This window comes from Trebonia kvetii (assembly GCF_007827045.1).
Lineage (GTDB): Bacteria > Actinomycetota > Actinomycetes > Streptosporangiales > Streptosporangiaceae > Trebonia > Trebonia kvetii.
On record NZ_RPFW01000004.1, the window covers coordinates 962229 to 981575 of the forward strand.

At 69.8% G+C, this 19347-nt stretch carries 21 protein-coding genes and 1 pseudogene; 12 read left to right on the plus strand and 10 right to left on the minus strand.

Annotated elements, in window-relative coordinates; genetic code table 11:
• Positions 1 to 7 precede the first annotated feature (7 nt).
• The gene (locus EAS64_RS24350; RefSeq protein WP_145856351.1) at positions 8 to 2230 is read left to right on the plus strand and encodes a winged helix-turn-helix domain-containing protein; all 2223 of its coding nucleotides are present in this window, start codon (positions 8 to 10) and stop codon (positions 2228 to 2230) included.
• On the opposite strand, the gene EAS64_RS24355 is transcribed toward EAS64_RS24350, so the two are convergent.
• Genes EAS64_RS24355 through EAS64_RS24365 form a run of 3 tightly spaced genes read right to left on the minus strand, consistent with a single transcriptional unit; the run spans position 2223 to position 4722 of the window.
• On the minus strand, positions 2223 to 3674 hold the full coding sequence (locus EAS64_RS24355) for an APC family permease (RefSeq protein WP_145856353.1): 1452 nt from the start codon (positions 3672 to 3674) through the stop codon (positions 2223 to 2225). The two genes, EAS64_RS24350 and EAS64_RS24355, sit on opposite strands and share 8 nt — an antisense overlap.
• Positions 3675 to 3696: 22 nt before the next feature.
• The gene (locus EAS64_RS24360) at positions 3697 to 4014 is read right to left on the minus strand and encodes an SDR family oxidoreductase (protein ID WP_145856355.1); all 318 of its coding nucleotides are present in this window, start codon (positions 4012 to 4014) and stop codon (positions 3697 to 3699) included.
• A 45-nt stretch (positions 4015 to 4059) separates the two neighbouring features.
• The gene (locus EAS64_RS24365) at positions 4060 to 4722 is read right to left on the minus strand and encodes an RNA polymerase sigma factor (RefSeq protein WP_145856357.1); all 663 of its coding nucleotides are present in this window, start codon (positions 4720 to 4722) and stop codon (positions 4060 to 4062) included.
• A gap of 605 nt (positions 4723 to 5327) precedes the next feature.
• Here EAS64_RS24365 and EAS64_RS24370 point away from each other — a divergent pair.
• Entirely contained in the window at positions 5328 to 6149 is an 822-nt protein-coding gene (locus EAS64_RS24370; protein WP_145856359.1) for a glucose 1-dehydrogenase, read from the plus strand.
• A 34-nt stretch (positions 6150 to 6183) separates the two neighbouring features.
• On the opposite strand, the gene EAS64_RS24375 is transcribed toward EAS64_RS24370, so the two are convergent.
• Positions 6184 to 6483, minus strand: a complete 300-nt coding sequence (locus EAS64_RS24375) for a dihydrofolate reductase family protein (RefSeq protein ID WP_246115835.1) — start codon at positions 6481 to 6483, stop codon at positions 6184 to 6186.
• 297 nt (positions 6484 to 6780) lie between these two features.
• On the opposite strand from EAS64_RS24375, the gene EAS64_RS24380 reads away from it, so the two are divergent.
• The 4 genes from EAS64_RS24380 to msrA all read left to right on the plus strand — a co-directional run bounded on the left by EAS64_RS24380 (position 6781) and on the right by msrA (position 10968).
• Positions 6781 to 8175, plus strand: a complete 1395-nt coding sequence (locus tag EAS64_RS24380; protein WP_145856363.1) for a dihydrolipoyl dehydrogenase family protein — start codon at positions 6781 to 6783, stop codon at positions 8173 to 8175.
• A gap of 24 nt (positions 8176 to 8199) precedes the next feature.
• The gene (locus EAS64_RS24385; protein ID WP_145856365.1) at positions 8200 to 10074 is read left to right on the plus strand and encodes a glycoside hydrolase family 15 protein; all 1875 of its coding nucleotides are present in this window, start codon (positions 8200 to 8202) and stop codon (positions 10072 to 10074) included.
• Entirely contained in the window at positions 10071 to 10319 is a 249-nt protein-coding gene (locus EAS64_RS24390; RefSeq protein ID WP_145856367.1) for a DUF8691 family protein, read from the plus strand. The genes EAS64_RS24385 and EAS64_RS24390 overlap by 4 nt, the downstream gene beginning before the upstream one ends.
• Before the next feature lie 133 nt (positions 10320 to 10452).
• Positions 10453 to 10968 carry a peptide-methionine (S)-S-oxide reductase MsrA gene (msrA, locus tag EAS64_RS24395; RefSeq protein ID WP_145856369.1) on the plus strand — a complete coding sequence of 172 codons (516 nt, stop codon included), beginning with the start codon at positions 10453 to 10455 and terminating at the stop codon, positions 10966 to 10968.
• Positions 10969 to 11002: 34 nt separating this feature from the next.
• Here the strand turns inward: msrA and EAS64_RS24400 are convergent, their stop codons facing one another.
• Complete coding sequence (locus EAS64_RS24400) at positions 11003 to 11467, minus strand: GNAT family N-acetyltransferase (RefSeq protein WP_222849540.1); 465 nt, start codon at positions 11465 to 11467, stop codon at positions 11003 to 11005.
• 165 nt (positions 11468 to 11632) lie between these two features.
• Between EAS64_RS24400 and EAS64_RS24405 the strand changes: the two genes are divergently transcribed.
• The 3 genes from EAS64_RS24405 to EAS64_RS24415 are packed head-to-tail and all read left to right on the plus strand — an operon-like array spanning position 11633 to position 13712.
• Complete coding sequence (locus tag EAS64_RS24405) at positions 11633 to 11968, plus strand: hypothetical protein (protein ID WP_145856371.1); 336 nt, start codon at positions 11633 to 11635, stop codon at positions 11966 to 11968.
• A gap of 4 nt (positions 11969 to 11972) precedes the next feature.
• Positions 11973 to 13364, plus strand: a complete 1392-nt coding sequence (locus EAS64_RS24410) for a DUF4331 domain-containing protein (protein WP_145856373.1) — start codon at positions 11973 to 11975, stop codon at positions 13362 to 13364.
• 9 nt (positions 13365 to 13373) lie between these two features.
• A complete protein-coding gene (locus tag EAS64_RS24415) occupies positions 13374 to 13712 on the plus strand; it encodes a phospholipase (protein ID WP_145856375.1) in 339 nt (112 codons plus the stop codon).
• Between the two features lie 86 nt (positions 13713 to 13798).
• On the opposite strand, the gene EAS64_RS24420 is transcribed toward EAS64_RS24415, so the two are convergent.
• Genes EAS64_RS24420 through EAS64_RS24430 form a run of 3 tightly spaced genes read right to left on the minus strand, consistent with a single transcriptional unit; the run spans position 13799 to position 15675 of the window.
• Positions 13799 to 14431, minus strand: coding sequence for an anti-sigma factor domain-containing protein (locus tag EAS64_RS24420; RefSeq protein ID WP_222849541.1), 633 nt, complete (start codon positions 14429 to 14431; stop codon positions 13799 to 13801).
• Positions 14428 to 15012: an ECF RNA polymerase sigma factor SigK gene (sigK, locus tag EAS64_RS24425; protein WP_145856377.1), complete on the minus strand. Its 585-nt coding sequence runs from the start codon at positions 15010 to 15012 to the stop codon at positions 14428 to 14430. The genes EAS64_RS24420 and sigK overlap by 4 nt, the downstream gene beginning before the upstream one ends.
• Before the next feature lie 9 nt (positions 15013 to 15021).
• Positions 15022 to 15675 (minus strand): Bax inhibitor-1/YccA family protein, encoded by a 654-nt coding sequence (locus tag EAS64_RS24430; RefSeq protein WP_222849542.1) that lies wholly within the window; start codon positions 15673 to 15675, stop codon positions 15022 to 15024.
• A gap of 161 nt (positions 15676 to 15836) precedes the next feature.
• On the opposite strand from EAS64_RS24430, the gene EAS64_RS24435 reads away from it, so the two are divergent.
• Positions 15837 to 16829: an SDR family oxidoreductase gene (locus EAS64_RS24435; protein ID WP_145856379.1), complete on the plus strand. Its 993-nt coding sequence runs from the start codon at positions 15837 to 15839 to the stop codon at positions 16827 to 16829.
• On the opposite strand, the gene EAS64_RS24440 is transcribed toward EAS64_RS24435, so the two are convergent.
• On the minus strand, positions 16826 to 17308 hold the full coding sequence (locus tag EAS64_RS24440; protein ID WP_246115836.1) for a nitroreductase/quinone reductase family protein: 483 nt from the start codon (positions 17306 to 17308) through the stop codon (positions 16826 to 16828). The genes EAS64_RS24435 and EAS64_RS24440 overlap by 4 nt on opposite strands.
• 164 nt (positions 17309 to 17472) lie before the next feature.
• On the opposite strand from EAS64_RS24440, the pseudogene EAS64_RS24445 reads away from it, so the two are divergent.
• Positions 17473 to 18117, plus strand: a pseudogene (locus EAS64_RS24445) (TetR/AcrR family transcriptional regulator); the annotation flags it as partial.
• A gap of 130 nt (positions 18118 to 18247) precedes the next feature.
• Complete coding sequence (locus tag EAS64_RS24450; RefSeq protein WP_145856381.1) at positions 18248 to 18892, plus strand: GntR family transcriptional regulator; 645 nt, start codon at positions 18248 to 18250, stop codon at positions 18890 to 18892.
• A gap of 2 nt (positions 18893 to 18894) precedes the next feature.
• On the opposite strand, the gene EAS64_RS24455 is transcribed toward EAS64_RS24450, so the two are convergent.
• Positions 18895 to 19332 carry a pyridoxamine 5'-phosphate oxidase family protein gene (locus EAS64_RS24455; protein ID WP_145856383.1) on the minus strand — a complete coding sequence of 146 codons (438 nt, stop codon included), beginning with the start codon at positions 19330 to 19332 and terminating at the stop codon, positions 18895 to 18897.
• Positions 19333 to 19347 lie beyond the last annotated feature (15 nt).

Sequence of the window (19347 nt, forward strand, 5' to 3'; positions counted from 1 at the left end):
CGAGGTCGTGATCGCGACCAAGTTGTTCAGGCCCAGCCCGCGGCACCAGACCGTGGAGCGCACGCGCCTGCATGATCTGTTGCGCCAGGGCCGTACACTGCCGCTGACCCTCGTTGTCGCCCCAGCGGGCTGGGGGAAGAGCACGCTCGTCGCCGACTGGCTCCGACAGGACCGGGTCACCGCTGGCTGGGTGTCGCTTGACGGCGGCGATAACGACCCCAAACGCTTCTGGCGGTACCTCCTCCTCGCCGCCGGCCAGGCGGGCCCGGCCGAAGGCGCGGCCGCCCTGCGCCGGCTAGACGCCGCCGGTTCCGATGTCCTGCGGGACGTGCTCCCAACCTTCATCAATGAGATGACGCCGTCAGACGCGCCCTTGGTGCTGGTGCTAGACGATTATCACCTGATCACCAGCGCGCAGGTGCACGCGTCCGTCAGCACGCTGGTCGATCGGTGCCCACCCCAACTGCACCTCGTGCTCATCACGCGGGCCGACCCGCCGTTGCAGCTAAGCCGGCTGAGAGTGCGCGGGGAACTCGCCGAACTGCGAGCCGAGCAGCTCCGGTTCAGCCTGGACGAGGCACTGGAGTTCTTCGGTGACCGGCTGGGGACGCAGCTGTCCGAGGAGGACGTGCACAGGCTCCTGGCGCGGACTGAAGGATGGGCGGCAGGCCTGCAACTCGCGGCCCTCCGGCTAAAGGACCGGACTGACTCGTCTGCCTTCATCGAGCGATTCACCGGCGCTGACTGGCACATCGTCAACTATTTCGGCGAGGAGGTGCTGGCCAGCCAGACCCCGCAAGTACGCGAGTTCCTGCTGGTGACCTCGGTCCTCAATCGCATGTGTGCACCGCTGTGCAATGCGCTCACCGGACGCGCCGACGGCGCCGAACTGATCAGCGAGGTACATCGCGCCAACCTGTTCTTGATCCCACTGGACGACGAACGGCGCTGGTTCCGCTACCACCACCTCTTCGGCGGCCTGCTCCGGCATGAGTTGGTCCGCACCGCGCCAGAGCAGTCTTCCGCGCTGCATCAGCGGGCGGCGGAGTGGTACGCCAGCAACGGCGATCCGGCCGAGGCGATCGGCCATGCCATCGCCTCCGGCGACCCCTCGCTCACCAGATGCCTAGTAGCGGCGCACTGGCGCCAGCACTTCAACGCTGGACAGCTGGAGACGGTGCGCAGGTGGCTCGATGCCCTGCCGACCGAACTCGTTGCCGTGGACGCGTCCCTCTCGGCGGCGCGGGTCTGGGTAGCTCTGGACACAGGCAGGCTGGAGGAAGTGGGAGCCGCGCTTGACGCCGCTGAGAGGTCAGGTCCACCCGATACCCACCTGATGGTCCTGCGCGCGCTGCACATGTACAAGACGGGGGATGTGGGCGGTGCTACGCGTCGGCTGAGGGAGATCTCTCCGAGTGCCCATGACCCCTTCGTCGCCACGGTCCACCGGCTCGTTCAGGGCATCTCATCGATGTGGCTGGGCGACGCTGACCGCGCCTGTGACCTGCTCGCCGAGGCGGGCCGACGAGCTGTGGGCGACGGTAACCGCCTCGCCTACATCTACGCCCAGGGCTGCCTGGCGCTCATGGCGGTGAACCGCAGGGACCTGGCCCTCGCGGGCTCGCTGGTGCGCGACGCGCAGTCTATGGTCGCCCAGGCGCTCCTGGACTCGCACTTCGTGGCCATGTTCCCGGCACTGGCCGGGGCCCGTCTCGCCGCCCGGCACGGGGACTGGGCGGAAGCTGAGCGCGCGGCAGCCACGGCGGTGGAACTGGGCCGGCGAGGCGCTGGACGGGTGGAGCTCGCCGCGGCACTGCTCACCGCGTCGGCGGTCTTCAGAACCTCGCCGCCCGCCACGGCCACCCGCGATCCCGAAGGTCGGACCGCCGCTGACGGAGCAGGCAGCGAGCCGGCCGCGCTCGTGCGGGAGGCGCGCGGCATCGTGCGGCACTGCCCCGACCCGGGGCCGGTGGTGACCACCTGGCTGACCGACGAACAGCGCGCCGAGGCGGTGCGCACCCGCCAGGAGAGATTGATCGAGCCGCTGACCGGCCGAGAGCTCGCGATCCTGCGGCTGCTACCCGCGCCGACCCCGCAGCGTGAACTGGCTTCAGCGTTGTTCGTCACTCCCAACACGCTGAAGACTCATCTGCGCGCCATCTACCGCAAGCTCGGCGCGGAATCCCGGGGCGACGCGGTGGTCCGGGCCCGGGAACGCGGCCTTATCTGACGTCCGTGGCACGTCCCAGCCCGTCGTCCACCTTGGCAGCGAAACCGGGGATCACGGTGGTGATGATCAGCCCGACGGCAAGCCATCCGAGCACCAGGTAGGGGAGGAACTCATAGGGCGGCGGAGGCACTGGCCAGACGTTGTGGTAGAGCACGAAACCGGCGATGAGCACGCCACCCGCCGGAGCCATGACCTGCCAGAGCGATCGCCGGCCGAGATGCCGGGCCGCGGCGATATTGGTGAGCACGTACATGACCAGCAAGGACAGAGTTCCGATGGTCGCCAGGTAGAAGAACACGTTGAGAGCCGGGCTTCCAGCCAGCCGGAACGCCGTGAGCAGCACCAGGCCGATGAGCATCTCCAGCGCCAGCGCTCGCTGCGGCACGCCGGTGGATGCTGACACGCGGCTGAGGCGGCGGGCGGTCAGGCCATCTCGCCCGAAGGCGAACATCATCCGGGCGGCGACGGTCACCCCGCCAAGCCCGGCGCCAAGCGCACTGAGCACCGCCCCGAGATTGAGCAGCGAAGCCAGCGGCGTACCCACGTACCGCTGGGCCAGTTCACTGAGCGGCGCCTGGGAGTGACGGAAAGCCGACACACCGGCCGCGCCGGTACCAAACCCGAGCGTCTGGGCGACGACGCAGGCCAGGTAGAAGACGGCTCCGAAGGCGACCGTGGTGATGATGGCGCGCGGGATCATCCGCGTCGGCACGAGGGACTCCTCTCCCAGCGAGCCAGCCGACTCAAAGCCTGCGAAGGCGAGGAAGCCCGTCGTCGCAGCCAGCGCTAGAGCGGAGGCCCCCACGCCCGGCGGGAGCACGAAGACATCGCTGGACAAGGCCTGGCCGCCAGGTGGCCGGCCGACGCCCAGGCGCCAGTAGATCGCCCCCATGAGCACCAAAATGAGGCAGACAGACACGACTTCGAATACCAGGACGGACCGCGTCGTCGGCCGGACCCCGCGCGCCGCGAGCACCCAGATGACCGCCCAGGCGGAGAGCGCGAGCGGGTACCAGTCGGCATCGCGGGCCAGCCCGGCGATGCTCAGGAAGGCACGTCCGAAAATAGCGGCACCCATGATTGACACCGGAGGAAACACCAGGTAGGTGCCGAGCAGCGCCCATCCGGCGAGAAACCCGGGCCGGGGGCCGAGCGTGTTGCCGACGAACGCATAGACCGACCCGGCGTGGCTGAACTCGCCGGCGAGCCGGACGAACCCGTAGGCGACAAGCCCCACTCCCAGAGCGGCGACGGCGAAGGCCAGCGGTGCCGCTCGGCCCAGCGCAGTGGCGGCTGCGACTCCGGTGATCGACATGGCCAGGGTCGGGGCCATCACTCCCACCGAGACTGATGCCGTCTCCATGAACCGGAGCTCACGGCGCAGCGCCGGCCGCGGGGCCGGGTCGCCGGAGCGCGGCTGGGCGCCGCTTTCGTGGTGTGTCATCAGCGGCTCCCCGGGGCCATGTTCACCCGGCGAGCCAGCCGCCGTCGGCGACCAGCACCGAGCCGGTGATGTACGAGGCCTCGGCCGAGCACAGCCACACCGCGGCCGCGGGGATCTCCTCAGGTTCCGCGATGCGGCTCAGCGCCACCGCGGCGAGCAGTTCATCGCTGACTGCCGAGGTCATGCTTGTCCGGGTCACTCCCGGGGCGATGGCGATGGCGTTGACGCGGTTGACGCGGATGCCGGTGCCGCCAAGTTCGAACCCGAGTGCGCTCGCCCGGCCGATGCCAGAAGTGGCACCAGTGATCGGCGCGGCCTGGCCAGACAGATCAGCGGCCATGTGTCTCCTCTCGGAGCGGCACGGGTCTGCTCCACCCGGTCCAGGTCATCCACGGTAATACCCCTCAAGAGCGGTGCGCAGCGCGACCCGGGAGCGGTGCAGCAGCACCCGCTGATTCTGGGGTGAGGTGCGCAGGGCAGCGCAAACCTCCTCGGTCGACATCCCGCAGACATCGCGCATGGTTAGCACGCTGCGCTGCCGGGCCGGGAGCTCAGACAGGGCCTGGTCCAGAAGTCGCAGCATTTCCTTCGACATCAGCACGTTCTCCGGGGCACTGTCCCAGGACGACAGAGCGTCGATAGAGGCCCACTTCCGGGGGCGCTCACCCTGCGGGTCCGCGATCCAGTCATCCGCCGCCTGCCCTTCCTGGGAAGCGAGCGACGACTGCGGAAGCGTCCTCGCCTCCCGGGCGCTACGCGTCTTGGCCCGGTTGATCAGGATCGAGAACGTCCATGTGCGCAGCGATGCCCGGCCTTCGAACTTGGCCAGGCCGGTCAGCATGCCGAGCCAGGCGTCTTGGACGACATCCTCGGCGGACTGCACGCTGTCCACGAACGAACGCGCGATGCGGAGCATTGTCGGCGACCACTGATCCACCAGCTGGGACATCGCGGCCTCGTCCCCGGCCCGCAGCTGCGCGACAAGATTCGCGTCGGCGTAGCTGGACTCATCGGTCCGCGGGGTTACGGAACAAGTGGTCTGCGCCATGGTGATCGCCTCCCGGCCTCGGCTGATTGCAGCTTCATCCCGGAAGCCGGCCAGGCGCCTCCCCCCTCGCCTCATCTCACCCGGGTGAGAAACCCACGCCTGCGGCCGAGGCCGGAGCGACCCGGGACGCTGACCAGTGCACACGCGGGCAACAGGCACGACGCGTCCCCATTCCGTAACGCCGCAGCGGCGAGTGAGACAGAACAGGCATGACAGCAATGAACAGCCGGGGCCGACCGTTCACCAGCCCACCTGGCAGCGACCCGCGCCGCGTGGCACGGCGTCGCAGAGCATGTACTCGCCCCCGCGCGGTTCGCGGCCACCGGCCACATGGGTCTTGTTCCCGCACCGGGCGGCTTCCGGACCCCGCCGTTCGGGGCAAACCGCAGGTTCCGCGCCGTTGACGGCACTGAGCTGGTCGTCGGCGACGCCGCAGGCACCCGCCGGACGGCCCTCACCACGATCCGGACGGCAGCAGCTGTCGCCCCCTTCGGGGTCATCCGCACCAGCAAGCAGATCGGCACCGTGCCGGAAGCGGTCGCCTTCTTCCGCAACGCCCGGGCGCGAGTTCACACAGCCCCGGCCAGCCCATCAGGGAGGATGCCATGAAAGGACTGCAGGACAAGGTTGCTCTCGTCACAGGGGGCAGCTCCGGAATCGGGCAGGCGATCGCAATCCGCCTAGGCGAGGAGGGCGCCAGCGTTGCGATCAACTACGTAGGCCGGCCGGAGGGCGCGGTCTCTACCAAGGAAGCGATAGACCATGGCGTGGAGATCTGCATGAAGAAACTCTCGGACGCCGGCGGCCGGCCGATCCTGGTCGCAGCGGACGTGTCCGACGAGCAAGCCGTGGACCAGATGTTCGAGCACGTGCTGGGCGAATACGGTCGGCTTGACATCCTGGTCAACAACGCGGGTATCCAGATCGCCGAAGACTCCGATGAACTGTCGGCCGCGGACTTCGACAAGGTCCTGGCCGTGAACCTGCGCGGCGCTTTCCTGTGCGCCCGCGGGGCGGTGCGGGCCTTCCTGGCCGCGCAGCAGCCAGGGGTCATCATCAACGTGTCCAGCGTGCATCAGGTGATCCCCAAGCCGCGGTTCCTCGGCTATTCGGTGTCGAAGGGCGGAATGCAGAACCTGACCCGGTCGCTGGCCCTCGAATTCGCCGCGCGAGGAATTAGGGTCAACGGACTCGGCCCCGGCGCGACCGTCACACCGATCAACCGGTCGTGGATTGATGACCCGGTGAAACGGCGGATGGTGGAAAACCACATCCCGATGCGCCGTGCCGGCGGGTCCGAGGAGATGGCCGCCGTGGCGGCCTTCCTGGCCTCCGATGAGGCGGCATACATCACAGGGCAGACGCTCTTTGTGGACGGCGGGCTCACCCTGTACCCGTCGTTCGAAACGACCTGGTCCTCGGAGTAACGGCTCGGCAAGGCCCTGGCGCACGGGGGCACCTTCAAGCGGGAGGTACCCCGGCCGGTCCCGGGTGAGCAGGCCTAGGCCGGGCGGGAGCGGACGAACAGTAATCCGTCCTGCTCACAGAGCGAGCGGAGGCGCCAGAGCGGGCCGCCCGGAAGGCCGGGCCCGGCCAGGATCCGCTCGCGTCACCGAAGGCCAGCAGCGGGGACACGGTCAGGCATACCTCATCGATCAGGCCGGCGGCCGCAAGCTGCGCGTTGAGGCTCGGGCCGCCTTCGGCGAGAATCTGGGCGAAGCCCCACGCGGCCAGCGCACCAATCGCGGCCGTCAGGTCCACGTCACGCTCCCGGCGATGACCTGACCGCGATGTGCAGCTCAGCGGGCCCATAGCGCTCGGCCCGGGACGTTCCGGCCGCGATCAGCACCGCGTCGGCCTGGGCGGAGCAGGGCCAACAGCGCATGGTCGGCTGGGCCGCCTCCGGTAAACCAGTGAGCGCGCGGGCCATGATGGCCGTCGGTCCCGGCGGCGGCGCGTGGCGTTACATCATCCCAGCTGCTGTAACGCACGCGGCGCAGCCGAGACTGCGTAACGACGGGGTCATGCAACCAATCGCCTCGCGGAGGGAGTCACCTCGTGTCCGACACATACGACGTGCTGGTGATCGGGGCCGGCCCGGCCGGCGAACACGCTGCGGGTCGCCTGGCTGATCGCGGCCTCAGCGCGGCCATCGTGGAACGGGAGCTGGTCGGCGGAGAATGTTCCTACTGGGGCTGCATCCCCAGCAAGACGCTGATCCGGCCAGGTGACGTGATCGCCGCGGCGCGGCGCGCGCCGGGCGCCGCGCAGGCCGTCACCGGCCAGCTCGACACGGCCGCCGCCTTCGCCCAGCGCGACTACATGACCTCCCACTGGAGTGACGACGGGCAACGCCGCTGGCTGGACAGCAAAGGCATCGAGCTGATCCGCGGGACCGGACGGCTGACCGGGGAGCGGTCCGTCGAGGTCGAAGCCACGGACGGCGCCGTCCGGCAGCTCCGTGCGGCGCGGGCGGTCGTACTAGCTACCGGGAGCACCCCGGTCATCCCCCCGATCCCCGGCCTGCGCGAGGCCGGCCCGTGGGACAACCGGACGGTCACCAGCGCGAAGGAGCTCCCCCGCCGGCTGCTCGTGCTGGGCGGCGGTGCCATCGGTGCCGAGATGGCACAGGCGTTCAAACGTCTCGGCTGCGCGGACGTGGTCGTGCTCGAGGGCGCGGAGCGGCTGCTCGCCCGCGAAGAGCCGTTCGCCGGCGAGGAGCTGCGCACGGCTTTCGAGGCTGAGGGCATCACCGTGGTAACCGGTGCCCGGATGACTGCCGCCCGCCGGCTGGGCAAGGACGGCCCGGTACTGGCACAGATGGCGGACGGGCGCGAGTTCACCGGCGATGAGATCCTGGTGGCCGTGGGCCGTAAGCCGGCCACGGCCGGCCTCGGCCTGAATCGAGTGGGGCTGGAGCCTGGGCGTGCCGTCCAGGTCGACCAGCAGCTGCGTGCTGCGGGTGTGGCCGGGGGGTGGCTGTACGCGATCGGTGACTGCAACGGGCTGGCCCCCCTGACGCACATGGGGAAGTACCAGGCGCGGATCGCCGCGGCGGCGATTCTCGGCCTCCAGGCCGAGGACGTGGCCTCGCACGGCATCGTGCCCCGGGTGACGTTCACGGACCCCCAGGTGTGCGCGGTCGGCCTGACCGCGGCCGAGGCGCGGGCCGCCGGGCTGCGCGTCACGCCCGTCAGTACCCCGACGGGCGAGGTTCCCGGTGCGTACACCCAGGGCAACGGAATCCGCGGCACTAGCCAGCTGGTGATCGCCGACGACCGCAGGACGGTCGTCGGCGCCACCTTCACCGGCCCCGGCATCCAGGAACTGCTCCACTCCGCGACCGTCGCGATCTGCGGCGGCGTCACCGTCGACCGCCTGCGGCACGCGGTGCCGTCGTTCCCCACCGTCAGCGAAGTCTGGCTGCACCTGCTCGAGGCCTACGGCCTCTAACCGTCCTGAAGAAGGGAAACCGTGATGGGTAGCTTGCCGATCGGCGACTACGCCCTGCTGTCGGATTGCCGCTCGGCGGCGCTGGTCAGCCGGGCCGGCTCGGTGGACTGGCTGTGTTTCCCGCGTTTCGACGCCCCGGCAGTGTTCGCCCGCCTTCTCGACCCTGGTGCCGGGCACTTCGCCATCGCGCCAGCCGGGGACTACGAGGCCAGCCGGACCTACGCTGACCAGACCATGGCGCTGGAAATCACCTTCACGACGTCGGCCGGCACAGCGGTGCTGACCGATGCGATGGCGGTGGGCCGCAACGAACGGGGCCATGAGCTGGGCGCCGGGTCTCCTGGGGTGCTGTTGCGACGGCTGGTGTGCACCAGCGGGGAGATGGATATCGAGGTCAGCTACGCACCCCGGCCGGAATATGGCCTGATCCACCCGATCCTGGAAGCGGTTCCTGGTGGCCTGGCCGCGCGGGGTGGCGCGGGTCGCCTGCTGCTGTCCGCACCTGCTGCCTTCCGGATTGACGGCGCGACTGCGACAGCGCGCGTGCATGTGGCAGCCGGCCAGGCGGTGGGCTTCGCGCTGGCACACGGCCAGATGTGGGACCCGCCGCTGCACGCCTGGGACCAGGAAACGATCGCTGCCCGGCTAGATGACACGCTGGCGGGATGGCGGTCCTGGTCAGTGATTCACCAGAGCTACGAGGGTCCCTGGCAGGACCTTGTCCACCATTCCGGGCGGGTGCTGCAGGCGCTTACGTTCGCGCCGACCGGCGCGATCGTCGCGGCGCCTACTACCTCGCTGCCGGAGACCGTCGGCGGCGAGCGCAACTGGGATTACCGCTACACCTGGGTGCGCGACGCGTGCCTGACCATGGAGGCCCTGTGGGTGGCGGCATGCCCGGATGAGGCGAACAAGTTCTTCGCGTTCCTGGCTGACGCCGCAGCGTCCCAGCTTCAGCGCGGGATGGACTTGCAGATCATGTTCGGGATCGGCGGTGAACGCGACCTGTCGGAGCGAGAGCTGCCGCACCTGGCCGGCTGGCGGGGCAGCAGGCCGGTCCGGGTCGGCAACGGTGCCTGGAGCCAGCGCCAGCTTGACGTGTACGGCGAGATGCTCGGTGCCGCCCAGCGGCTGGTGCAGCAGCTAGGCGATCTCGACACGATCACCCAGCGGTTCCTGGCCGCAGCCGCCGACACCGCCGCCAGCCGCTGGAAGGAGAAGGATCAAGGCATCTGGGAGATCCGCGGCGAGCCGCGCGACTTCCTGTATTCCAAGCTAATGTGCTGGGCGGCGCTCAACCGCGCGATTGCGCTGGCTCCCCAGCTCGGCGCCCAGCACAAGGTCGGGGAATGGACCGCGGCCCGCGACGACATCCGCGCGGCCATCCTGGAGCACGGGTGGAGTGAGAAGGCAGGCGCCTTCACCCAGGCCTTCGGCCGCGATGACCTGGACGCCTCCAACCTGATGCTGGCCATCACCGGCTTCCTGCCCGGCGATGACCCGCAGATGAAGGCGACCATCGATGCGACCGCCGCCCGGCTGACCGACGAGCGAGGCTTGGTCTACCGGTACCTGGCTCACGACGGCCTAGCTGGGGAGGAGGGAACGTTCCTGCTGTGCACCTTCTGGCTCGCCCACGCCCAGGCGCTGGCCGGGGAGCTGGACCAGGCCACCGCGACCTTCGAGCGGGCGGTGGCAGCTATCAACGACGTGGGCCTGCTGGCCGAGGAGGTCGACGCGGCCAGCGGCGAGATGATAGGCAACTTCCCGCAGGCCTTCAGTCACATCGGCCTGGTCAACGCGGCCTGGGCCATCTCCCAGGCACGGCAGCGAGCTGCCCGCCGTGCCCCGGGGGGGGCAGTTCAGGCAAGGCGTCCGAGCACTGGAGCTGACCAGTGACCCCAAGCAGATACCGCATCGTCCTGCGCGGGCGGCTGGGCGATCGCTTCGAGTCGGCTTTCGACGGGATGGCGCTCGAACTCGGCCCCAACCAGTCGGTGCTCGTCGGCGAGATCCGTGACCAGGCGCACCTGTACGGGCTGCTCGACCGGCTGCGTGACTTCGGAATCGAACTGCTCGCCGTGGAGCCCACTGCCCCGGCAGACGCCGGCCCAGAGGGTGGCTCGCGCGGTGCCACGAAGTGACAGGTGCCTTTTCGGTTTGCCGTGCGGCTCAGCCCTTACCCGCTGAAATAGTGGTGACCGGCATGGGGTTGCATGGATGGTGGATGGCGACAGCCACCTGTTCGGACCCGAACCATGATACAGGGAGCGCATCATGAGCACTGAGAAGGCCATCCTGGCCGGCGGCTGCTTCTGGGGGGTACAAGACCTCGTCCGCAAGCTGCCCGGCGTGATCTCGACGCGGGTCGGGTACACGGGCGGCGATGTACCGAACGCCACTTACCGCAACCACCACGGCCACGCCGAGGCGATCGAGATCACCTTCGACCCCGACAGGATCTCCTACCGCGACCTGCTGGAGTTCTTCTTCCAGATCCACGACCCGACCACGCTGAACCGGCAGGGCAACGACATCGGAACCAGCTACCGGTCGGCCATCTTCTACCTCAGCGACGCGCAGCGGCACACGGCCGAGGACACGATCGCCGACGTCGACGCCTCCGGCCTGTGGCCCGGCAAGGTGGTCACCGAGGTGACACCGGCCGGGCCCTTCTGGGAGGCCGAGCCCGAGCACCAGGACTACCTGGAGCGCTACCCCGACGGGTACACTTGCCACTTCCCGCGTCCCGGCTGGAAGCTGCCGCATCGCACTGGCACAGCCGCACACTGAACCTCCGGCTGCCCGAGGACTGGCGGCCCGTCGGCTATAGCGCCCGCGTGTAGAAGCAGTTGTCGCCGGTCACCGGGTAGCCGCCGAACGGGCCGCTCGGCACGAACCCGACCGACTCGTACAGGGCGCGCGCCGCGGCGAAGCCCGGTGTGGTCCCTGTCTCCAGTGACACCCGCCGATAGCCGCGCGCCTGCGCGGCCTCGAGCAGGTGGGTGAGCAGCGCCCGGCCGACGCCGCGCCCGCGTGCCTCGGCCGCGGTGTGCATCGACTTGATCTCCGCGTGCTCCGGGTCTAGTTCCTTGATGGCCGCCACGCCGAGCAGCGTGTCGCCGTCCCGGTAGCTGATGAACGTGACCGCCGGGTCGAGCAGGCCGTCCACGTCGAGCGCGAAGCTGTGCTCGGGTGGCGTCTCGGTGAGGCAGAACGTCAGGTGGCGTTCGAGGATGGCGCGCACCTCGGGCTTGCGCGGGTCATCGACCATGATCACTGCAGCAGTCACCGCAGCAGTGTATGAGCAGGAGATTTCCGTTCTGTTAGACCCGTGGTGCTTCGGCCCGGTCTCAGGTAACGGTTTCGTTACGAGGTGGCGCGTGGTCAATCCGTAACCGGGTGTGCGCCGAATCCGCTGCGTAACGGCAGTCCGTACACACAGGGAAGGACATCCATGCCTCCTCAGATTCATGCGGATCAAGCGGAACCCGGAGCCGGGCGCCCGGCACCTTCGCTTTCCCGCCGGTCCCTGCTGCGCGGCGCCGCCGGCGTCGGCGCGGTCTCCGTCGCCGCCGCGGCGGGCGCGGGCACGATCTTCGCGGCGGCCGGGTCGGCGCACGCGGCGACCGACACGCCCGCCGGCACAGGGGCGCACCCGGCGGGCGACGAGCCGATCGTCGCGTACCTGCGGGACGCGGCCACCGGAGAGTTCGAGGTTTTCCACGGGACCCGGCTGGTGCGGGTCCGCGACAGAAAGCTCGCCGTCCAGCTGCTCAACCAGGTGAGGTAGCACAGTGTCTTCGCATCGCGAGGCCCCGGAGATCTGCACAGACCCGGTCGCCGACAGCACGGACGTCTACGCGTTCGTCAGCCCGGACTGCCCGGGCACCGTCACCCTGATCGCGAACTACATCCCGCTCGAGGGGCCGGCCGGCGGCCCGAACTTCTACGCCTTCGGCGACGACGTGCTCTACGAGATCCACGTCGACAACGACGGCGACGCGGAGCCGGATCTCACCTTCCAGTTCCGGTTCAGGACCGAGCTTGCCGACCCGGACACGTTCCTTTACAACACCGGCCCGATCACGTCGCTGAGCAGCTCGAACTGGAACCGGCGGCAGGTCTACCGGGTCACCCAGGTCAAGAACGGCAAGAGCACCGTGCTCGCCGACGGGCTGTCCTGCCCGCCGTGCAACATCGGCCCGCTGTCCACGCCGAACTACCCGTCGCTCGCCCAGGCGGCCGTGCACGACCTGCACGGCAACATCAAGGTGTTCGCGGGCCAGCGCGCCGAGGGCTTCTACGTGGACCTCGGCGCGATCTTCGACCTGGGCGACCTGCGCCCGTTCGAGAACCTGCACGCCCAGTACGGCATGCACCTGTTCAGCAAGGGCGCGCCCGGCGTGAACGCCACGGCGCAGCTCAACGTGCACTCGATCGCGATCCAGGTGCCGATCGGCGACCTGCTGTGGGGCAGCCCGCACGGCAAGGTGACCGACCAGGGCTCGGTGATCGGCGTGTGGACCACGGCGAGCCGCCAGCGGGTCCAGGTGTGGGACTCGCACAGCCACAAGAAGGTCTGGTCGGGGCCGTTCCACCAGGTGTCGCGCCTGGGCAACCCGCTGGTGAACGAGGTGCTCATCCCGCTCGGCCAGAAGGACTTCTGGAACAGCCAGCCCCCGCACGTCGACAAGATCTTCCTGAACACCGTCGCCCACCCGGAACTGGCCGGGCTGCTCCCCGCGCTCTACCCGGGCGTGTTCCCCAACCTGGCCGCGCTCGTCGCCGCGAAGACGGCGCGCGCCGACCTGGAGGCCATCTTGATGACCGGCATCCCGTCGGGCATCGTGCCGGGCTTCCAGAACTTCACCGGCCCGGTCATCGCGGACATGCTCCGGCTCAACACGGCCATACCGCCGACGAGCAAGCCGAACATTCTCGGCCTGATCGGCGGCGACCCGGCCGGCTTCCCGAACGGGCGCCGCGTGTTCGACGACGTGGTCACCGTCGAGTTGCGCGCCATCGCCGGAGTGACGGTGCCGCTCGTCGACAAGTCCTTCACCCCAGACGGCGCGGCCAGCCTGGTCACCGACGGCCTCACCCCGTCGAGCGTGCCGTCCGGTTACCTCAGCACCTTCCCCTACCTCGGCGTCCCCTACGGGGGCTTCGAGACTCCGAGTTCCTGAGATACCGCGATGACCGAGCACCATCACCACTACGGCACGTCAGAGCCGGGCAGCGTCATTCTCGAGCTCGGCGAGGGCATCGGCGCCCTCGTTCTCGACGCGCCGCCCGACCTGGCAGGCCAGGAGATCGAGATCAGCCCGTCCGAGGGCGGCCCGCGCACCCACTCGATGGTGCGAGAGCGTCATACCGGCGTGCGGACCGTCTACGCCGCCGTCTATCCCGTCCTCGCCGCGGGCGACTACGTCGTATGGCGCCAGGACGGGAGCCAAGCGGGACAGGTCACTATCCGCGGGGGTCAGGCGAGCCGGTTCCGCTGGCCGGAAGTGACTCCGGCCGGCCTCGCCTGATCTGGCTGTCCCGCACGCTCGGCGTGCCGGATGCGTCCCGCCGCATCCGGCATGCCGAGATCACTCGGTTCCGCGATCGGACCCGGTTAACGTCCGGGGAGCGTCAGCACCACAATCGGCGTGGTGGTGGGCGCGGTGGTGCCGCCCGCCGGCTCGACAGTGACGCCGACCGCGTCGTCGCCGGACAGCCCGGCCGCGAGCACCGGCACGGTGATCCCGTGGGTCCCGGCCGCCGGCGACGGCACGAGGCCGGCCGCCCGCACCCCCGCGGACCCGATGAACCACAGCTCGTAGACAGAAGAAGGCGGCAGCACGGGCAGCCCCGCGCTGGTGAACACCACCGACCGGCCGCTCCGCGACGCGACGACCGTTGCGGTGCCGCCCGCCGAGGTCGCCGCGCTGGCGATCAGCGCGTCCGCCGCGGACAGCACGGCGGCGATCGCGGCGTCGTCGGACCTAGCGGCGTCAAGCGCCCCGACGTCGGCGAGCACCCGCCCCTTGAGCGAGGGCGGCGGGGTCGTCGCCGCCGCGAGGCCTAGCGACGCCGCCACCTCGGCGAAGTCGCGCACCTCGGACTGGCACGCCGCGCAGCCGCGCAGGTGCCGCTCGAACCTGGCGCGTTCGGCCGGCTCGAGCGCGTCGAGCGCGTACGGGCCGGCCAGCGAGTGCCTGGACCGCCAGGGCAGCATGCCCAGGAACAGGAAGCGCGGGAATCTCACCGGCCCACCCCCAGGCAGTCCCGCAGCCTGCTGAGCCCGTCGCGAATCCGGCTCTTGACGGTGCCGAGCGCGAGGCCGAGCTTCGAGGCGACCTGCGGATAGCTGAAGCCCGAGTAGTACGCGAGCACGATGGACTCCCGCTGCGGTCCGCTCAGCCCGTCCAGGCAGCGGCGCACCCGTTCCGCTTCCAGTGAGGACTCCACGGCCTCGGCCACCTCGTCGCCTGGCGGCGGTGGCGCGGCGGACGCGACACGCGCCTCCCGGTCCGCGGCGGCCCGCTCCGAGCGCACCCGGTCCACGGCGCGGCGGTGGGCGATCGTCATCACCCAGGCCGACGCGGAGCCGCGCTGCGGGTCGAAGCGCCCCGCCGTCCGCCACACCTCGAGCAGCGCCTCCTGGGCGACCTCCTCCGACTGCGCGGCGTCCCGCAGCACCCGCAGGACAACCCCGAACACCGCCCCGGCGGTCCTGTCGTAGACCGACTCGAATGCCGCCTGATCGCCGCGTCCCACCAGCGTGAGCAGCTCGCTCAGGTCAGGTCCCGGCCGGCTGACCGGATCCGGCGCCTGCCTGGATTCCATGGGGCAAGGCTAGTCGCGGGAACCCGAGAAGATCCGCAGGAAGAACCAGAAAACGTTCAGGATGTCGAGGAAGATCGACGCGGCGATCAGCGGCGCGGAATTGAGCCCCTGCGACCGGCGCAGCCGCTGGAAGTCCGCCGCCGTCAGCCCGGCGAACACCACGAGCCCGAGCACCGCCCAGATCAGCGACGCGTGCGGGATGCGCACGAAGATCAGCACCACCCCGGCGAGCAGCAAGACGAGCAGTCCGATGAACGAGGCCCGCCTGACACCGGAAAGATCCTTCTTCGTCAGGTAGCCGAACGAGCCAAGCGCCCCGACGAACAGCGCCGTGGCACCGCCCGCCTGCCACAGGATCTGCGGCTCCGTCGAGGCGTACCAGACGAGCGTCGGCGCCGACGACACGCCTATCAGCACGCCGAAGATCGCCAGCAGCAAAGTCGCCGCCCGCGGTGAGCGCCGGGCGGCGAAGTTCATGATCATCAGCACCACGAAGGCGGCGATCCAGGCGACGATCACCGCGCCAGAACCGAGGTTGCGCCCCGCGTACGCGCCGGCCGCGAAGAACGCGGCCGTCATCCCGACAAGCCCCATCGTCAGCCCGAACAGCGTCGATGTCCGCCCAGGCGCCGAGGTCCCCTGGTAAGCCATATCCGAGTACATGTGACTCATTCTCCCCACCGGGTTCTGTCCGGAAGATCAAACCCCGACATCCATACAGAACGGTTGCGCGCTTCGCCCCGTTCCCGCCGCCTTCTCCTCCAGATCGGCGATAGCAACATCCAGGTCAACTGGTTCTAGCGCGTCCCCATAGGGTTGGGTGCATGAGCAAGCTTCGGGTTCTCTTCATCGGCGGTACTGGGGTCATCTCTTCGGCGTGCGTGGCGCAGGCCGTGGCGGACGACGGGATCGAGCTGACCGTTCTCAACCGCGGGCAGTCGGCCCGGGAGCTGCCGCCCGGCGTCCGGGAGCTGCGGGCGGATGTGCGGGACGCCGCTGCCGTTCGGGATGCTCTGCTTGGTCTTGAGTTTGACTCGGTCGTCGACTTCGTGGCCTTCACCCCGCACCACGTGCGCGCCGACGTCGACCTGCTGCGCGGGCGGATCGGGCAGTACGTGTTCATCTCCACGGCGTCGGCGTACCAGACGCCGCCCGCGCGGCTGCCGGTTACCGAGTCGACGCCGCTGCGCAACCCGTTCTGGCAGTACTCGCGGGACAAGATCGCCTGCGAGGACCTGCTGGTCGCCGAGTACCGCGACACCGGGTTCCCCGCGACGATCGTGCGGCCGTCGCACACCTACGACGCGACCAAGACCGTGCTGTCCGGCGGCTGGACCTCGCTCGCCCGGATGCGTGAGGGCAAGCCGGTGATCGTGCACGGCGACGGCACCTCGCTGTGGACGGTGACGCACAACACCGACTTCGCGCGCGCGTTCGTGCCGCTGCTCGGGCACCCGCGGACCCTCGGGGAGGCGTTCCACATCACCTCCGACGACGTGCTGACCTGGGACCAGATCGCCTTCGCGCTTGGTGCCGCGCTCGGCGTGCTGCCGCGGATCGTGCACGTACCGTCCGACGTCATCAACGCTGCCGACCCGGAGTGGGGCGCCGGGCTGCTCGGCGACAAGACGCACTCGATGGTCTTCGACAACGCGAAGATCAAGTCGGTGGTCCCGGGCTGGCACGCGGTGGTGCCGTTCGAGCGCGGCGCGCGGGAGATCGCCGACTACCACCTGGCCGACCCCGCCCGCCAGGTGGTCAACCCGGAACTCGATGAGCTGATGGACAAGCTCGCCGCCGACTACGCCGTGTCCTAGCGGACGCGGGCCTGGTCGGGCGTGGCGGGCTCGATGCGGAAGATCGGGTAGCCCGGGGCGATCTCGCGCAGCTTCGCCTCGGGCGCCTTGGCGTCCACGCCGTCGAAGAACACGCCCACCTCGAACTTCCACTTCTTCAGGTAGGCGCGCAGGATCGCGGGCTTGGCGTCGTCGGCGATCTCCGTCGCGCGGAACTGCTCGACACGCCGGCCGACCCGCAGTTCCCCGGTGCCCACGACCCGCAGGTTGCGGACCCACTGGGTGTTGCCCCGCGGTGCGACCAGGTAGCGGGTGCCGTCGAGCGTCAGCGGGTTGACCGGGGTGGAGCGCCACTCGCCCGACTTGCGGCCCTTGACGTACAGGACGCGCGACCCGTAGACGCTGACGCCCATCCGGGTCAGCCGGGCGACGACGGTGTTGAAGACATTGGTGGCCGACTGCGGCTTGATGTAGCGGTGCTCTGCGGCTGCGGCGTTCACGGCTGCTCTCCTTCGAGGTAATCCCTGCGGCAGTTCTGCTTAGCGGTCCTTTGCGAGAGCGATGCTCTCGACTAAGATCAGTGAACACGATAAGCTAAGACCTTGTCAAGAGCACTGCTCTCGTTTTAGTTCACTGGTCACTAGCCTTCGCGAGGGGGATCACGATGAGCACACCGAACGCGCCGCGCACCGCGCGGGAGCGCGCCCGCGCCGAGCTGACCAGGGAGATCAAGGAAGAGGCCCGCCGTCAGCTCGCATCCGTCGGCGCGAACGGCCTGTCGCTGCGTGCCGTCGCCCGTGAGCTCGGCATGGTGTCCTCCGCGCTGTACCGGTATTACCCCAGCAGGGACGACCTGCTGACCGGCCTGATCATCGACGCGTACAACGCCCTCGGCGAGGCCACGGAACAGGCCATCGAGACCACGGCCGGCCCGTCCGTGCGGCGGTGGCTCGCCGCCTGCCACGCGATCCGCGACTGGGCGGTCTCGCGGCCGCACGAGTACGCGCTGATCTACGGCTCTCCGGTGCCCGGCTACCGCGCCCCCGAGGCGACGATCGCGCCGGCGGGCCGGGTGCCGCTCGCCTTCGTCGCCGTGCTGGGGTCCGCGGTGGCGGCCGGGGAGGTCACCGTGGAGCCCGGCGCGCGCCTTGCCGCGGACGCCGAGGTCGGCGGGCTGCTCCGCGACCAGGCGGCCAAGCTGCTCGCCGCGCTGCCCGGACCGGCCGGCGGGGTGCCGCCCGACGTGCTGCTGCGCGCCGTCATCGCCTGGACCCAGCTGTTCGGCATGATCAGCTTCGAATTGTTCGGCCAGTTCGTCGGCTCATTCGAGCCGGCCGACGCCCTTTTCGCCCACTCGGTTGCGCAGCTGGCGCACTACGTCGGGTTCCGTCCTGTCTCGTTAGGCGGGCGGAAGGGGGTCGCGCCGATACTCTCGAAGCGTGAACAAACAGGAGCGGACGTACACGGTCCTGCGGGACCGGATCCATTCCGGCGCGTTCGCTCCGCGAGCCCGGCTCAACATCGACGCCCTGGCCAGGGAGCTCGGCGTCAGCGCGATCCCGGTGCGCGAGGCGCTGCGGCGCCTCGAGGCCGAGGGGTGGGTGAAGTTCCAGCCGAACGTCGGCGCGATCGTCGCCCCGGTGGACGCCACGGCCTGGGAGCAGCAGATGGTCGCGGTGGCGATCCTCGAGGGCGCGGCCACCGCCTACGCGGCCGCGCACCTGACTCCGTCCGACCTGGCCGGGCTCAAGGCGCTAGCCGCCGAGATGGAGCTGGTCGCCGCCGAAGGTGACCCGGGGGAGTTCAGCAGGCTCAACAGGCGGCTGCACGCCGCGATCTTCGCGCACTGCGCCAACGAGTACCTGATCGAGTTGCTCGACCAGACGAACCGGCGGCTGGACAGGATCCGCGACACGATGTTCGCCTACCTGCCCCAGCGCGCCAAGGCGGCGACCGGCGAGCACGCGCGCCTCATCGAGCTGCTGGAGAGCGGCGACAGCGCGGAGATCGAGCGGTACGCACGCTGGCACAAGCTGCAGACCGTCGAGGCCTACCGCGCGACCCACCAGCCTCCGGCGGACTGAGGTCAGCCGCTGCCGGGCGCGGCAGCCGGGAGGCGCCTGCCAGAGATGGACGACGGCCGGATGCGCACCCACACCGGATCGGCGGGCTCGCCCCATGACCTCAGTTCGCGTGCGTCGAGCCGTGCGGCATCCGCCTCGTCGTCCACGATCTCGGCGAGTCCGCTCACCAACACTGACCAGCCCGTTTCCGTCGCCGGATCATAGGCGTCGGCCTCGAACCCCACGTAGTGCCCGACCTCGATGCTCGACAGCTTGGACCCCTGCGCGGTCCTGAAGACCACGTCCTGTCCGTCCACCAGGAAGTTCACCGGCAAGATGATCACCTCGCCGCCGGCGAGGAAGCCGATCCGCCCGACCGGCACCGATCCGAGCAGCCCGAAACAGTCCCCGAGGTGCAAGATCTCGAGCCCCGCCCGGTCGGTCGCAAGCTTTCGCATCATGTCCTCCCGCTCCGC

Excerpts from the sequence above, each read along its gene's own strand:
- EAS64_RS24415 (WP_145856375.1), top strand. The coding sequence starts at position 13,374 with ATGACCGAGCACCATCACCACTACGGCACGTCAGAGCCGGGCAGCGTC.
- EAS64_RS24355 (WP_145856353.1), bottom strand. The coding sequence starts at position 3,674 with ATGACACACCACGAAAGCGGCGCCCAGCCGCGCTCCGGCGACCCGGCC.
- EAS64_RS24365 (WP_145856357.1), bottom strand. The coding sequence starts at position 4,722 with ATGGCGCAGACCACTTGTTCCGTAACCCCGCGGACCGATGAGTCCAGC.
- EAS64_RS24405 (WP_145856371.1), top strand. The coding sequence starts at position 11,633 with ATGCCTCCTCAGATTCATGCGGATCAAGCGGAACCCGGAGCCGGGCGC.
- msrA (WP_145856369.1), top strand. The coding sequence starts at position 10,453 with ATGAGCACTGAGAAGGCCATCCTGGCCGGCGGCTGCTTCTGGGGGGTA.
- EAS64_RS24360 (WP_145856355.1), bottom strand. The coding sequence starts at position 4,014 with ATGGCCGCTGATCTGTCTGGCCAGGCCGCGCCGATCACTGGTGCCACT.
- EAS64_RS24385 (WP_145856365.1), top strand. The coding sequence starts at position 8,200 with ATGGGTAGCTTGCCGATCGGCGACTACGCCCTGCTGTCGGATTGCCGC.
- EAS64_RS24370 (WP_145856359.1), top strand. The coding sequence starts at position 5,328 with ATGAAAGGACTGCAGGACAAGGTTGCTCTCGTCACAGGGGGCAGCTCC.
- sigK (WP_145856377.1), bottom strand. The coding sequence starts at position 15,012 with ATGGAATCCAGGCAGGCGCCGGATCCGGTCAGCCGGCCGGGACCTGAC.
- EAS64_RS24435 (WP_145856379.1), top strand. The coding sequence starts at position 15,837 with ATGAGCAAGCTTCGGGTTCTCTTCATCGGCGGTACTGGGGTCATCTCT.
- EAS64_RS24430 (WP_222849542.1), bottom strand. The coding sequence starts at position 15,675 with ATGTACTCGGATATGGCTTACCAGGGGACCTCGGCGCCTGGGCGGACA.
- EAS64_RS24455 (WP_145856383.1), bottom strand. The coding sequence starts at position 19,332 with ATGATGCGAAAGCTTGCGACCGACCGGGCGGGGCTCGAGATCTTGCAC.